Origin of the sequence: Bifidobacterium sp. SKU (assembly GCF_026016405.1) — a bacterium.
GTDB classification, from domain to species: domain Bacteria; phylum Actinomycetota; class Actinomycetes; order Actinomycetales; family Bifidobacteriaceae; genus Bifidobacterium; species Bifidobacterium bifidum.
In genome coordinates this window covers 1,189,227-1,203,152 of the sequence record NZ_CP092890.1, presented here as the reverse complement: position 1 = coordinate 1,203,152, position 13,926 = coordinate 1,189,227, and the positions used below count along the sequence as shown (strand labels likewise).

The 13,926-nt window shown below is 62.9% G+C and carries 12 protein-coding genes; 8 read left to right on the top strand and 4 right to left on the bottom strand.

Going from position 1 to position 13,926, the window contains the following annotated elements; genetic code table 11:
* The first annotated feature begins 66 nt into the window (after nt 1-66).
* The 8 genes from whiA (at nt 67) to MMB49_RS05100 (ending at nt 7,513) form a co-directional block, all read left to right on the top strand.
* Nucleotides 67-1,038, top strand: a complete 972-nt coding sequence (gene whiA, locus MMB49_RS05135; RefSeq protein WP_047272236.1) for a DNA-binding protein WhiA — start codon at nt 67-69, stop codon at nt 1,036-1,038.
* A gap of 157 nt (nt 1,039-1,195) precedes the next feature.
* Nucleotides 1,196-2,401 (top strand): phosphoglycerate kinase, encoded by a 1,206-nt coding sequence (locus MMB49_RS05130; protein WP_047272234.1) that lies wholly within the window; start codon nt 1,196-1,198, stop codon nt 2,399-2,401.
* A 68-nt stretch (nt 2,402-2,469) separates the two neighbouring features.
* On the top strand, nt 2,470-3,264 hold the full coding sequence (tpiA, locus tag MMB49_RS05125) for a triose-phosphate isomerase (RefSeq protein WP_003813273.1): 795 nt from the start codon (nt 2,470-2,472) through the stop codon (nt 3,262-3,264).
* Nucleotides 3,265-3,342: 78 nt separating this feature from the next.
* On the top strand, nt 3,343-3,591 hold the full coding sequence (gene secG / locus MMB49_RS05120) for a preprotein translocase subunit SecG (RefSeq protein ID WP_003813271.1): 249 nt from the start codon (nt 3,343-3,345) through the stop codon (nt 3,589-3,591).
* Between the two features lie 107 nt (nt 3,592-3,698).
* Nucleotides 3,699-4,649 carry an L-lactate dehydrogenase gene (locus MMB49_RS05115; protein WP_022173794.1) on the top strand — a complete coding sequence of 317 codons (951 nt, stop codon included), beginning with the start codon at nt 3,699-3,701 and terminating at the stop codon, nt 4,647-4,649.
* A 59-nt stretch (nt 4,650-4,708) separates the two neighbouring features.
* Nucleotides 4,709-5,545 (top strand): HAD family hydrolase, encoded by an 837-nt coding sequence (locus MMB49_RS05110; protein WP_003817489.1) that lies wholly within the window; start codon nt 4,709-4,711, stop codon nt 5,543-5,545.
* Nucleotides 5,542-6,912: an MATE family efflux transporter gene (locus MMB49_RS05105; RefSeq protein WP_047272232.1), complete on the top strand. Its 1,371-nt coding sequence runs from the start codon at nt 5,542-5,544 to the stop codon at nt 6,910-6,912. Before MMB49_RS05110 ends, MMB49_RS05105 begins: the two co-directional genes overlap by 4 nt.
* Nucleotides 6,913-7,306: 394 nt before the next feature.
* Nucleotides 7,307-7,513 carry a hypothetical protein gene (locus MMB49_RS05100; protein ID WP_047272230.1) on the top strand — a complete coding sequence of 69 codons (207 nt, stop codon included), beginning with the start codon at nt 7,307-7,309 and terminating at the stop codon, nt 7,511-7,513.
* Between the two features lie 281 nt (nt 7,514-7,794).
* On the opposite strand, the gene brnQ is transcribed toward MMB49_RS05100, so the two are convergent.
* The 4 genes from brnQ to tkt all read right to left on the bottom strand — a co-directional run bounded on the left by brnQ (nt 7,795) and on the right by tkt (nt 13,771).
* Nucleotides 7,795-9,207 (bottom strand): branched-chain amino acid transport system II carrier protein, encoded by a 1,413-nt coding sequence (brnQ, locus tag MMB49_RS05095; protein WP_047272228.1) that lies wholly within the window; start codon nt 9,205-9,207, stop codon nt 7,795-7,797.
* Between the two features lie 164 nt (nt 9,208-9,371).
* Nucleotides 9,372-10,184, bottom strand: a complete 813-nt coding sequence (locus MMB49_RS05090; protein ID WP_047272226.1) for a YoaK family protein — start codon at nt 10,182-10,184, stop codon at nt 9,372-9,374.
* 242 nt (nt 10,185-10,426) lie between these two features.
* Nucleotides 10,427-11,530 (bottom strand): transaldolase, encoded by a 1,104-nt coding sequence (gene tal / locus MMB49_RS05085; RefSeq protein ID WP_003813255.1) that lies wholly within the window; start codon nt 11,528-11,530, stop codon nt 10,427-10,429.
* Nucleotides 11,531-11,662: 132 nt separating this feature from the next.
* On the bottom strand, nt 11,663-13,771 hold the full coding sequence (tkt, locus tag MMB49_RS05080; protein WP_047272224.1) for a transketolase: 2,109 nt from the start codon (nt 13,769-13,771) through the stop codon (nt 11,663-11,665).
* Nucleotides 13,772-13,926 lie beyond the last annotated feature (155 nt).

The following is a 13,926-nucleotide window of genomic DNA, read 5'->3' as shown; positions in this document are numbered from 1 at the left end:
TGCAGGGAGCAGAACCCAGCAGGCCGGGGAAACATTGAGAAGAAACAGGACATAGGAGGTTGGCTCTTGGCTCTTCTGGATGATGTCAAAAGCGAGCTGGCCGCAATCGATAACGAATTGCCTGCGGCGAAAAAGGCGCAGGCGACCGCTATGATTCGTTTCGGCGGCGGGCTGCGGCTGGTACAGCGCCAGATCATCGTTCAAGCGCAGTTTGACTCGCTCAAGGCCGCCCAGTGGCTTCAGGACACCATCAGGGATCTGTATGGGCATGAGGCGGTCATGACCCAGGTTTCTCGCTCGACGCCCAACGGCACCACGGTGCAGCGATACATGATCCACGTGGAGCGCGGCGGTGCAGCGTTGGCATTGCAGACCGGCCTCCTCGATCGGCGCAAGCGTCTGGTGCGTGGACTTCCCGCGGATATCATCAGCGGCAACATCGCTCAGGTGAAGGCCGCATGGCGTGGAGCCTTCCTGGCTCATGGCGCTCTTTCCGACCCGGGCAAAGCCGGCTTCCTTGAAATCATCTGCCCGTCGAACGAGGCCGCCCTCGCGCTTTCGGGCGCCGCACGCAGGCTCGGCATCACGGCGAAGCCCCGACAGCTGCGCAGTTCGGAGCGTATCACGCTCAAGGACCCCGACGCCATCGAGCGCATGCTCATCCTCATGGGCGCCCCGCACTCAGCAAGGGAGTGGACAGGCAAGCGCACCGACGGCGAGGCACGGGGCAAGGCGAACCGTCTGGCGAACTTCGACGACGCCAACATGCGCCGCAGCGCGAAGGCCGCTGCCGAAGCCAGCGAGAAAGTGCGCCGCGCATTCGAGATTCTCGGCGACGACATCCCCGAAAACCTTCGTGCCGCGGGCCAGCTGCGCCTTGAGCACGGGGATGCGAGCCTTGAGGAACTCGGACGTCTCGCCGACCCGCCCATCACCAAGGATGCCATCGCAGGCCGCATCCGCCGTCTGCTGCAGCTCGCCGACAAGACCGCGAAGACCCGCGACCGGGAACAGTCCGGCGCGTCCGTCGGACGCTGACGGCGTCCCTCTGCTCCTGATAAGCGCCGGAATCAAATCCCGTCATGCACCGCGTCCATGTTCGCTATGGGCGCGGTGTTTTGTTCCGTGCCGCTTGTAATATTCGAATTGGCTAAAACCGGCCATTCCTCGCATATGCGGATAGGAAAGGATACACATGAAGACACTCAAGGATCTCGGAGATCTCAAGGGCAAGCGCGTTCTGATGCGCGCCGATTTCAACGTCCCGCTGGACGGCACCACGATTACCGATGATGGCCGTATCAAGGCCGCGCTGCCGACTATCACGGCGCTTCGCGAAGAAGGCGCCAAGGTCATCCTGATGGCCCACCTCGGCCGTCCGAAGGGCAAGGTCGTCCCTGAGCTGTCTCTGGCCCCGGTCGCCAAGCGTCTGGGCGAGCTGCTCGGCGTCGAGGTCCCGCTGGCCAAGGACACCTACGGCGAGGACGCCCAGGCCAAGGTCGCCGCGATGAACGACGGCGACGTGGTGCTGCTGGAGAACGTTCGCTTCAACCCGGAGGAGACCAGCAAGGATCCCACCGTGCGCGCCCCGTACGCCAAGAAGATCGCCGCCCTCGGCGAGGTCTTCGTCTCCGACGGCTTCGGCGTGGTCCATCGCGCCCAGGGCTCCGACTACGATGTGGCCGCCGATCTGCCGGCCGCCGCGGGCAAGCTGGTCGAGAAGGAAGTCAAGGCCCTGTCCAAGGCCACCGAGAACCCGGAGCGCCCGTTCACCGTCGTGCTCGGCGGTTCCAAGGTCTCCGACAAGCTCGGCGTGATCGAGAACCTGCTCGACAAGGCCAACCGCCTGGTCATCGGCGGCGGCATGGTGTTCACCTTCCTCAAGGCCAAGGGCTACGAGGTCGGCACCTCCCTGCTCGAAGAGGACCAGCTCGACAAGGTCAAGGGCTACATCGCTACCGCCGAGAAGAACGGCGTCGAGCTCGTGCTGCCGACCGACGTGGTCGTCAACGCCGGCTTCCCGGCCGGTGACACCCCGGTCGCCCCGGAGGTCGTTGCCGCCGATGCCATCCCGGCCGACAAGATGGGCCTGGACATCGGCCCGGATTCCCAGAAGCTCTTCCACGACAAGATCGTCGACTCCAAGACCGTCGTGTGGAACGGCCCGATGGGCGTGTTCGAGGTTCCCGAGTTCGCCGCCGGCACCAAGGCCGTGGCGCAGGGCCTCGTCGACGCGACCGCGGCCGGCGCATTCACCATCGTCGGTGGTGGCGACTCCGCCTCCGCCGTGCGCAACCTCGGCTTCCCGGAGGACGGCTTCTCGCACATCTCCACCGGTGGCGGCGCCTCCCTTGAGTTCCTTGAGGGCAAGGAGCTGCCGGGGCTGAAGGTCCTCGACTGATCTTCACCCGCAATTCGGCTCCCCGGGCGCTTGACGCCGGGGAGCCGCTCCATACGGAAAGGACATCAATGGCGTCACGCATCCCGCTGCTCGCGGGCAATTGGAAGATGAACCTCGACCATCTTGAGGCCACGTATTTCGTGCAGAAACTCGTATGGCTGCTTCGTGACGCACGCTTCGACTACTCCCGCTGCGAAATAGCCCTGATGCCGTCGTTCACGTCGCTGCGCAGCGTCCAGGTGCTGGTCGAAGCCGACAAGCTCAAGATCCGCTACGGTGCGCAGGCCGTGTCGGTGACCACACAGGGTGCGTTCACCGGCGATGTCTCCGCTGACATGATCGCGCACCTCGGCTGCTCGTACGTCATCGTCGGGCATTCCGAACGCCGCAAGTACCATCCCGAAGACGACGTCAACATCGTCGATCAGGTGCGTGCCGTATTGGCGGCCGGCATGCAGCCGATACTATGTGTCGGAGAAAGCTTCGAGGAACGCCGCCAGGGCATCGAGCTCGACTTCGCCGTCGGACAGGTGCATGACGTGACCCGTGACCTTTCCGACAAGGAGGCCGCGAAGCTCATCATCGCGTACGAGCCGGTCTGGGCGATCGGCACCGGCATGGTCGCCACTCCGGACACCGCCCAGCAGGCCGCCAAAGCCATCCGCGACGACCTCGGCGAGATGTTCGGCCCCGCCGTCGCCGATACTGTGCGCATCCTATACGGCGGATCGGTGTCGTCCAAGAACGCGACGCATCTGATCGGCGAGCCGGATGTCGACGGATTCCTGATCGGCGGCGCGTCGCTCGACCCCGACGAATTGGCGAAGATCGCCCGGTTGACACTCAAGGCGACACGTCGATAGGGAAACATGCGCATATCCGCACGTTTTTCAATGCCCTGCGCTATGCTATGACACAGTACGTTTAATGGAGGTTTCCCCGTGCATATTCTGAAGATCGTTCTTGAGATCATCGTCGTCATCGCGTCCATCCTGCTGACGCTGCTCATCCTCATGCACAAGGGCAAGGGCGGCGGTCTGTCCGATATGTTCGGCGGTGGCCTGACCCAGAACGCCGGCACGTCTGGTGTCGCGGAGAAGAACCTGAACCGCTGGACCATCTTCATCGCACTGGTCTGGGTCGCCATCATCATCGCCCTCGGTCTGATGACAAAATTCAACTTGGTGTGAGCGCGATTCGCTGAAGCACTGTATGCAGCACGTTGAGCCATGGTCACTTGATCATGGCTCATTTCATTGGGCAACGTTTATCGGATATCGTTTGAGGAGCATCTGACATGGTCACCATGAACAGGAACAAAGTCGTCATCGTCGGCACCGGGCAGGTCGGATCCACCGCGGCGTTCGCCATCGTCACCCATGGTCTGTGCAACGAGCTCGTACTCATCGATCATTCCGCCGGCAAGGCGCTCGGCGAAAGCCATGATCTCGATGACGGCAGCGAATTCCAGGACCGGCACGTCAAGGTGCGCAACGGTGACTACGGTGACTGCAAGGACGCCGACATCGTCGTCATCACCGTCGGACGCAAGCCACCGGCCAACTCAACCCGACTCGACGAACTCGGCTTCACCATCGGACTCGTCGGCGACGTGGTCGACCGGGTCATGGCATCCGGGTTCAACGGCGTCATCGTCATGGTCTCCAACCCGGTCGATGTCATGGCATGGTACGCGTGGAAACGCTCCGGCCTGCCGCGCACCCAGGTGCTGGGCACGGGAACCGCGCTGGACACCTCGCGTCTCAAGACCATCATCGGTGAGGAGACCGGGCTGGACCCGCGCAACGTCGGCGGTTTCGTGATGGGCGAGCACGGCGATTCGCAGTTCACCGCATGGTCGACCGTCTCGCTCGGCGGCAAGCCGTTCACGCGATTCCTGAGCGACAACGCCGACCGATTCTCATCCGTCTCCACGCATGAGATCGAAGAGAAGACCCGTACGCGAGGCAACGAGATTGTCGCGGCGAAGGGCGGCACGAACTTCGGCATCGCCTCGACGGTGGCCGGCATCGTGCAGACCATCCTTTGGGACGAACGCCGCATCGTGCCGGTATCGACCCTGCTCGACGGCGAATACGGCGAACGCGACGTGTTCCTCGGCGTGCCGACCGAGCTGCGTGCCAACGGCGCCAACGAGATTGTCGAGCTGGAACTTGCCGACGACGAGCTCGCCAAGCTGCATCATTCCGCGGAGCTGGTCCGCTCCTACTGCGAAGGGCTGCTGTAGCCGCAGACCGGCATGATTCTTTTTCCCCCCCCCCCTGACAGGCTTTACGGAGAAACGCCATGACCAACCCTGAACAGCGACTCATCGTCACCGACCTCGACGGCACGCTGCTGCATGACGCCCCCACCTTCGAGGAGCGGTTTATCACGCAGCGCAGCATTGACACAGTCAAACGCATGCACGATGCCGGTTACCGGTTCGCGGTGGCGACCGCCCGGCCGGTGAGCACCGGCTTCGAGTACGCGGGTAAGTTGCCGGTCGACGCGTACATTTATCTCAACGGTGCCCTGATTGATTTCGCGCCCGAACGTTCCGATTACGATCTGCTCACCTCGGGGCGGCTCCCCTCCGACGGGCATCTGCTGAAGGTCGGCTTCTCCTCCGCACGGGCCTGCGAGGTGTGCCGGTATCTGCTCGACGAGATACCCGGCCTCAGCCTCGGCATCGTCATGGATGACGTGCGCTACACGAACTTCGACGTGAGCGTGTACTGGAAGACACAGACTTGGCAATTCACCGATTTCACCGACGTCCCCGACGGTATCGCCGACAAGATCATTATCTTCCCCAAGTCGGAGCAATGGGCACATCTGAAGACGCTGGTTCCGCCCGATTTCGACGTGGCGATCTCCGAAGGCTCGATGTGGATGCTGATGAATCCGCTGGCGAACAAGCGGCAGGCGTTGAAGACGCTGTGCGAACGCATGGACGTGCGGCTCGACGGTACCGTCAGTTTCGGCGATGACCTTATCGACATCGGCATGATGACGACATCGGAAACGGGAGTGGCGGTCGCCAACGCGAACCCCGAGGTCATCAAGATCGCCGACGAGATCTGCCCGCCCAACAACGATGACGGCGTCGCGCAATGGATCGAACGGCATCTGCTGGCATGACGGCGGACAGCTCCGGGCTCGGCACGAAACCGGTCGCGCGGCTCGCCCTGACGATGTCGGTTCCGACCATCGTCGCGCAGGCGGCGAACGCCTCATACACCATCATCGACCGACTGTTCATCGGGCATATCCCCGAGGTCGGCGATGCCGCGATGACCGGCGTCGGCATCTGCTTCCCGATCCTGCTGGCCGTCACCGCGTTCGCGTCGCTGATCGGCGCGGGCGGCGCGCCGAGGGCGTCCATCGAACTGGGTCGCGGCAATTTCAAGAAGGCCGAACGCATCCTGGGCACCAGCGCGGCGTTCCTCGTGGCCATCGCCCTGACGCTCACCGTCATCCTGCAGGCGACGAAGGAGCCGGTGCTGCGCGCTTTCGGAGCCAGCGACGCCAACATCGGATATGCGGTCGACTTCATCACCATCTACCTGGTCGGCACAGTGTTCGTGCAGCTCACACTCGGACTCAACAACTTCATCTCCGCGCAGGGCAAGACCACCGTCGCGATGACCTCGGTGCTGATCGGCACCGGCACCAGCATCATCCTCGACCCGGTGTTCATCTTCGTGCTCGGCTGGGGCGTAAAGGGCGCGGCCGTCGCGAACGTGATCGCCCAGTTGATCTCATCGGTGTGGATCATCCTGTTCCTCGCCTCCGGGCGCAGCGCCATCCGGTTGAGACCGTCCAACATCCGCTTCAATCGAGTCATCGTGCCGATCCTGACCCTCGGGTTGGCGCCGTTCATCATGCAGATCACCGAATGCCTCATCAACGTGGTGTTCAACGTCGGGCTGCAACGATACGGCGGTGACGACTATGTCACGTCGATGACCATCATCACCTCGCTCATGCAGGTGGTCAGTGTGCTGACCAACGGTTTCCAGCAGGGCATCCAGCCGATCATCGGGTTCAACTTCGGTGCCCGGCGCATGGATCGCGTGCGGCAGGCCATCCGCGTGGCATTCATCGCGCAGACCACTTCGGCCACGGTGCTGGTGTCGCTTCTTGCCGCATTCCCAAGCGTGTTCGCCGCATGGTTCACGTCGTCGCCGGAAGTCATCGGCATCGTGACCCGCATGATGCCGGTCTTCGTCGCCGGATGGGGCGTGTTCGGCATCCAGATGGGCGCGCAGTGCACCCTCGTCGGCATGGGGCAGGCCAAGCAGTCCGTGTTCCTGGCGATCTTCCGCAAGATCATCATGCTGGTGCCGCTCGCCCTGACACTGCCTCACTGGATCGGAGTGACCGGCATCTTCCTCGCCGAGCCGATCTCCGACGCGACTTCCGGCATCGTCGCGGGCATCCTGTTCTACGTCACCTACCGTTCGCTGACACGGGGCAGGATCGCGGATGATGCCAAGAACCGGTGAGGCGGCGCCCGCCGTATTGCCGGCTGCCAATGCTCATTGGGGGGGGCATGTTCGTGCAATGGTGTCATAGGAAGGAGACGGGAGCGCCCGGACCGGGCGAGCACCGGCTTGATGTCGAAGGAGACATGATGACGATGCGTTCATATCATCAGACGAGGATGCGGGTTCCGGCAATACTGGCGGTCTTAGCCATGATACTGGTTTTTGCCGGATGCGGCGGTCGGGTCGTTTCCGTGGCCTGTGACGCCGGCGTGCAGTACGGCAATCTCAGCGATGCCGTCGCTGCATCGGATGTAGTCACCGTTGCCACGATTGACAGGATGAAGCAAGCCGATGGCGACCAACAGGATCTGTATGACATGACGCTGAAATCTGGACGCGTCTCAAGGGGTCTGTGGAAGGTAGTGATATCACGGTCACCGTCAATCTTGGATGCGAAGGAGCGGGGGCCAAGGACGATTTCATCGCGAAATATGGTGCGGAGACCAAGATCATTGTCCTGCTCGCCAAAACGGACGATGGAACCTACCAGCTCTCTAATCTGACCCAAGGTATCCGGCGATACGATGACACGGCCTTCAAGGAGTGTCGGACGCCGTAGCGTAGTTTGTGATGACCACCCCAGTCGTCCTACGCGCCTCATTAGCCCGTTCCATCTCCTATCTCGATTTCGAGGGGTTGATTCCGGCGTCCCGGAACATCTATCTGCGTTTCAAGGGGTTGCCTGAATGCGGTACCCGGAGTATATCGGGGTGTTCAGCATTGGAATCATGCGATTCCCATGGTGTTTATACTCGGGCACCAACCCCTCGAAACGCAGTTAGATGTCTGAGCGAGCCTCAATCAACCCCTCGAAACGAAGATAGCCCTCGAATCAGTCGGTCATCGTTTGAACGACGAATGTGCAGCACTGTCAAGCACGCCGATGAGCAAGCCTGCCAGCGCCGGAATGATCCATCCCAGTTGAAATTGCTGCAGCGGCAGCATGTTCAATATGGCCTCTAGCCATGGCAGGGAGCCGCCGAATACCGTGACGATGCTCGCCAGACATGTGGCGAATGACACGATGGCCACCAGCAGTACCATCCAGAAGTACACGCGCGGGAAATGAACGGCGAGGATTCGATGGGTCAATGCGAGCGTCACCAACACGATGGCAATCGGATACAATGCGGCGAGCACGGGCACGGACACCTTGATGATCATGCTGAGTCCGGCGTTGGACACCACGAAACTGAACACGGTGAACAGTGCCTGCCATGCGCGATAGCTCACGCGGCGACCGGCGACGGTGGCGAATCGCGTGTGGAAGTATGTGGCGCACGTGCAGATCAGACCCGTGCAGACATTCAGACAGGCGATGACGAACACGATGCCCAAAAATACCATGCCGAACGTGCCGAACAACGAGGCCGTGAGATTGGTGAGTACGGTCGCGCCTGTATCGGTCGCTGGATTGACCGAGGCAATGCTCCCGGACACGACACCCACATAGCCGAGCACCGCATAGATCACGATCAGCAGGATCCCGGTGCCGAGACCGGCGTACGCGGTCTCCCGACGAATAAGCGTGTTGTCGGTGACATGCATGGCGCGGACGTTCGCCGAAATCACGATGCCGAAGTACAAAGCAGCTAGCAGATCCATGGTTTGATAGCCGTCCAGGAAGCCCCGGGACGCCTGATGCACCGCATAATCGCCTGTCGGTTGCGTCGGTGTTACCGCACCATGCGCCAGGCAGGCTATGAACAGCACTGCGATGAACGCCAACAGCAGCGGCCCCATGAACCGTCCCAACACGGCCGACAGTTTCTCGGGATGCTGGGCCAGCAGGAAAGCCACGGCGAAGAACACCAGTGAGTACGCCAGCTGCGTCGTCCAGCCGCCCCATCCAGTGCGGGAGGGCAGGAATGGCGCCACCATCATCTCGTATGACGTGGTCGCCGTGCGTGGGATGGCGAAGCACGGGCCGATGGTGAGCATGATCGCCACGCCAAGCAGCGAGGCGAACGCCGGGGACACACGGCGGGCGAGCTCGTCGAAGCCACCCGCGAACGTGACGGCGAGCACGCCGAGAATCGGAAGGCCGACCGCCGAGACGATGAACCCGATGATGGCGGGAACGGTGGCAGCGCCCGCCTGCGCCCCAACGAACGGGGGAAAGATGAGGTTGCCCGCACCAAAGAACATCGAGAAGAACGTGAACGCCATGACGAGGCGTCCGGAGAACGGGAGACGGCGCCGACCGCCGGATGCGGCGGTGTTGATGTCTGTTGGTATGGGAGTCGTTGCCATAACGGTACTGCTTTCTGTTGCGGCGGCTCGGCGCCTGTCTTCTCGGCACCTGTTTCGGACTCGGTTCCCGGCGGTCGGCATGAATCCACCCGCGTCGGGTGGCCCGACCCGTGATAAGCCCATGGCAGCGCAGTTTAACACATTGCTGTGCGTTGGGGAATAGGTCAGTGGCGGGCGGTCGCCCATGCCGCCGTGGAATGCGCGTGCGCGAGCATCATGCCGATCACGGCCAGCAGACAAGCCAGGGCGACCATGAGGATGATGTCCTCATGTCCTTTCGACTGTAGCGCCGCGCCCGTCAGCGCTCCGAGAAACATGGCCAATACGGCGACGGCGCGCCGGCCGAGTTTTGACATCTCATGGCCGTGGGCGGATGTGTCGGCGACGATGCCGGTCACGGTCATCGTCAGCACGGTCGTCGGCAGGTCGGGCACCGCGAGCCGCCGGGCAGTGGAGTTCTGGATGCCCATCGCGGGGGCGATCAGCACGATCAGCATCAGATGATGGACGTCGATGTGGCGGGCGGTGGGGAAGTTGAGGCTCGGCTGCGATGACGCCCGCATACTGCCCATGCCCAGAGCCGGTTCCGCGGAATAGTGGTTCAGCAGGTACAGTCCGATCAGCGCGGCGAGGATGAACGCGGCCTGCACGATCGACGAGATCAGCAGATGGCGGGCCCGGTGTTCTCCGAACCGGCGTATGATGCGGCCTCCGATGAACGCGCCGAAGGCGAAGCACACCAATGTCAGCGCCGATGTCCACCAGACGAACCCCTGTGCGTGGGCGAGCGCGAAGCCAAGGAAGACGATGTTGCCGGTGACGTTCGCCACGAACACATGTCCCAAGGCCAGGTAGCTCAGTGCATCGACCAGACCGGCGATGAACGTCATCAGCACCATGGCGGGGGAGAGCAGTCCGTATTCGTCATCCTTGCGGGGAATCAGCGTGCGTCCTGCCTCTGCCAGATGCAAGTTCATGTGGTTGACGGTCCTTCTGTTTGTAGTTTCTGCTTGAGTGATGCGCTGGCGCATGTTCGCGGCGAGAGAAATCCCCTTCGGCATGATACACGAAGGGGCGTCATTCACGGCCTTTCCCGGTTTCGATATGGCGTTCGTGTGCGGTCTAGCAGTGTATCACGTGAAAAGCCCTCGGCCGTTATCGGGTCGGGGGCTTCTCACGATTATGTGGTCAGGCGTATGTCACGCTTGACCGGTCGGTCTCAGGCGTTCACGCGGTCGATGCCGGACTGCACGTCGGCCAGCACGGAATCCCAGGACTTGATGAAGGCGGCGACACCGTCGGCCTCCAGCTTGTCGGTGACGTCCTTGAGGTTGATGCCCAGCTCGGCCAGCTTGTCGATGACGGCGTGGGACTCCTCGTAGGTGCCCTCGATGGACGGAGCGCCGTTGCCGTGATCGGCCAGAGCGTTCAGGGTCTTCTCGGGCATCGTGTTGACGATGTGCTTGGCAACGAGCTCGTCGACGTACTTGCAGTCGGAGTAGGCGGCGTTCTTGGTGCCGGTGGAGGCCCACAGCGGACGCTGGACCTTGGCGCCCTTGGCGGCCAGGTCAGCCCAGCGAGGATCGGCGGCGAACTTCTTCTCAAAGAGCTCGTAGGCGAGGCGGGCGTTGGCGACAGCGGCCTTGCCCTCAAGGGCCTTGGCCTCATCGGAGCCGTTGGCTTCAAGCAGCTTGTCGACCGCGGTGTCCACGCGGGAGACGAAGAAGGAGGCGACGGAGCCGATGTGCTTCAGGTCGTGGCCGTTGGCGGCAGCCTGGGCGATGCCCTCGATGTAGGCGTCGATGACCTGCTCGTAGCGCTCCAGCGAGAAGATCAGGGTGACGTTGACGGAGATGCCCTTGGCGAGGGTGGCGGTGATGGCCGGCAGGCCTTCCAGGGTCGCCGGGATCTTGATCATCGCGTTCGGGCGGTTGACCTTCTCCCACAGCTCGACGGCCTGCTTCTCGGTGTTCTCGGTGTCGTGGGCCAGACGCGGGTCGACCTCGATGGAGACACGGCCGTCGACGAAGTCGGTGGCCTCGGCGATCTCGCGGAAGATGTCGGTGGCGTTGCGCACATCGGTGGTGGTGAGCTCGCGCACGGCGGTCTCGACGTCGACCTTGCCGAGTTCCTTGAGCTGGGCGTCGTACGGGCCGACCTGGCTCAGTGCCTTCTGGAAGATGGACGGGTTGGTGGTCACACCGACGACGTTCTTGTCCTTGATGAGCTCCTGCAGGGAGCCGGACTCGATACGGGTGCGGGACAGGTCGTCCAGCCAGATCGAGACGCCGTTGTCGGACGTGCGCTGAGTTGCTTCAGTCATATTGTTTTCTCCTTTGATTCCGTAATGGAACAAATCTTCAATGGCGCCCCTCCCGCGAGGGGCTTGTCGGCCGTGCCGACCGGGAGGGAGCCGCCAGCCGCGTATTCGCCTCGGCGGGCGGCTCCCGATGGATCACTTGGCGGCTTCGGCTTCCGCGATGGACGCCTTGGCGGCCTCGACCACGTGCTCGGCGGTGATGCCGAGGTCGATCATGTTCTGCGCGCCATCGCCCTGCAGACCGAACTGCTCGATGGAGACGGGCTTGCCGTAGGAGCCGAGGTACTTGTACCACGGCATCGCCACGCCGGCCTCGACGGACACGCGGGCCTTGACGGAAGCGGGAAGCACGGCTTCCTTGTACTCGGCGTCCTGCTCCTCGAACCATTCCATGGACGGCACGGACACGACGCGAGCCTTGACGCCCTCACCGGCCAGGGTCTTCGCGGCGTCGACGGCCCACTGGACCTCGGAGCCGGAAGCCATGAGGATGACGTCCGGGGTGCCCTCGGTGTCGACCAGGACGTAAGCGCCCTTGCGCACGCCGTCCTTGGCCTTGGCGGCGGTCTCGGCGAGCACCGGGACGCCCTGACGGGTCAGCACCATGGCGCCGGGCAGCGTGTTCTTCTTCTCGAAGAAGTAGCGGTAGGCCTCGGCGGTCTCGAAGGCGTCAGCCGGGCGGATGACCTCAAGCTGCGGGATGGCGCGGAAGGAGGCAAGGTGCTCGACCGGCTGGTGGGTCGGGCCGTCCTCACCGACGGCGACGGAGTCGTGCGTCCACACGTACAGGTTCGGGATCTCCATGAGGGCGGCCAGACGGACGGCGGAGCGCTCGTAGTCGGAGAACATGAAGAAGGTGCCGCCGAACGGACGGGTGTGGGAGCCCAGCAGGATGCCGTTGGTGATGCAGCCCATCGTGAACTCGCGCACGCCGAAGTGCAGCTGACGTCCGAACTCGTTGCAGACCGGCCACTGCTTGGTGGCGCACTCCGCAGGAGCGAAGGTGGCGGCGCCCTTGAGGTCGGTCTTGTTGGAGCCGCCGAGGTCGGCGGAGCCGCCCCACAGTTCCGGCATGACGGCCGCGATGGCGTTGAGGACGGAGCCGGAGGCGCCACGGGTGGCGACCTTCTTGCCGACCTCGAAGGTGGCCTCAAGATCGTCGAGGGCCTTGTCGAAGCCTTTCGGCAGCTCGCCGGCCTTCAGACGGTCGTACAGGGCGGCCTTGTCCGGGTTGGCCTTGCGCCAGGCGTCGAACTTCTCGTCCCATTCCTTGTGGGCTTCCAGACCGCGCTCGGCGACCTTGCGGGCGTGGGCGAGGGCTTCCTCGTCGACGTGGAAGGACTCTTCGGGGTCGTAGCCGAGCAGCTTCTTGAGGCCGGCGACGGCTTCGGCGCCCAGCTTGGAGCCATGGGAGGACGGGTCGTTGGTCTTGCCCGGGGTCGGCCATGCGATCAGGGAGTGGACCTTGATGAGCTTCGGCTGGTCAGGCGCGGCCTTCTCGGCCTTGGCGATGACCTCGGCCAGACCCTCGATGTCCTCCTTGTAGGAGCCGTCGGGCTGGATGAAGCTGAATTCGTCGGTGTACCAGCCGTAGGCCTGGAAGCGCTTGAGCACGTCCTCGGCCAGCACCAGGTTGGTGTCGCCTTCGATCTGGATGCGGTTGGCATCGAAGATTACGGTGATGTTGCCGAGCTTCTGGTTGGCGGCAAGAGCGGCGGCTTCGCCGGAGATACCTTCCTCGATGTCGCCTTCACCGCAGATGGCCCAGATCTTGTGGTAGAACGGGGACTCTTCCTTCGGGGTCTCCGGGTCGAGCAGGCCGCGCTGGAAGCGTTCGCCGTAGGCGAAGCCGATGGCGGAGGCAAAGCCCTGACCCAGCGGGCCGGTGGTCATTTCGATGCCTGGGGTCAGACCGTACTCGGGGTGGCCCGGGGTGCGGGTGTCCGCGCCGCCGCGGAAGTGCTTGAGGTCGTCCAGAGTGACGCCGTAGCCGGAGAAGTACAGCTGGACGTACTGGGTGAGCGAAGCGTGGCCACCAGAAAGGATGAAGCGATCGCGGCCTTCCCAGTTGGGGTCGTTCGGATCATGCTTGATGAAATGCTGGTAGAGGGTGTAGGCGACGGGCGCCAGGGAGACGGGGGAACCGGGGTGGCCGCTTCCAGCCTTCTCAACCGCGTCGGCCGACAGGACCTTGGCCATGTTGATGGCGCGCTCGTCCAGCTCGGTCTCCTTGAATTCGGTCATGGATGTACTTTCCTTCCAATACTTCGGGCACCACGCATTTCGGCTTATGCCGCGCCATGCATGCCCTCACATTGCAATCCCATACTAACGTTGTGAACAGACTTAATGGTTCGATTTTGGCGTGTTTTGGTAGATTTTGTTATGTTAGCGCTCAC

Bases quoted from the DNA above. Each gene is read 5' to 3' on its own strand.
- MMB49_RS05130 (WP_047272234.1), top strand. From the start codon at position 1,196: ATGAAGACACTCAAGGATCTCGGAGATCTCAAGGGCAAGCGCGTTCTG.
- tpiA (WP_003813273.1), top strand. From the start codon at position 2,470: ATGGCGTCACGCATCCCGCTGCTCGCGGGCAATTGGAAGATGAACCTC.
- MMB49_RS05115 (WP_022173794.1), top strand. From the start codon at position 3,699: ATGGTCACCATGAACAGGAACAAAGTCGTCATCGTCGGCACCGGGCAG.
- MMB49_RS05110 (WP_003817489.1), top strand. From the start codon at position 4,709: ATGACCAACCCTGAACAGCGACTCATCGTCACCGACCTCGACGGCACG.
- MMB49_RS05105 (WP_047272232.1), top strand. From the start codon at position 5,542: ATGACGGCGGACAGCTCCGGGCTCGGCACGAAACCGGTCGCGCGGCTC.
- brnQ (WP_047272228.1), bottom strand. From the start codon at position 9,207: ATGGCAACGACTCCCATACCAACAGACATCAACACCGCCGCATCCGGC.
- MMB49_RS05090 (WP_047272226.1), bottom strand. From the start codon at position 10,184: ATGAACTTGCATCTGGCAGAGGCAGGACGCACGCTGATTCCCCGCAAG.
- tal (WP_003813255.1), bottom strand. From the start codon at position 11,530: ATGACTGAAGCAACTCAGCGCACGTCCGACAACGGCGTCTCGATCTGG.
- tkt (WP_047272224.1), bottom strand. From the start codon at position 13,771: ATGACCGAATTCAAGGAGACCGAGCTGGACGAGCGCGCCATCAACATG.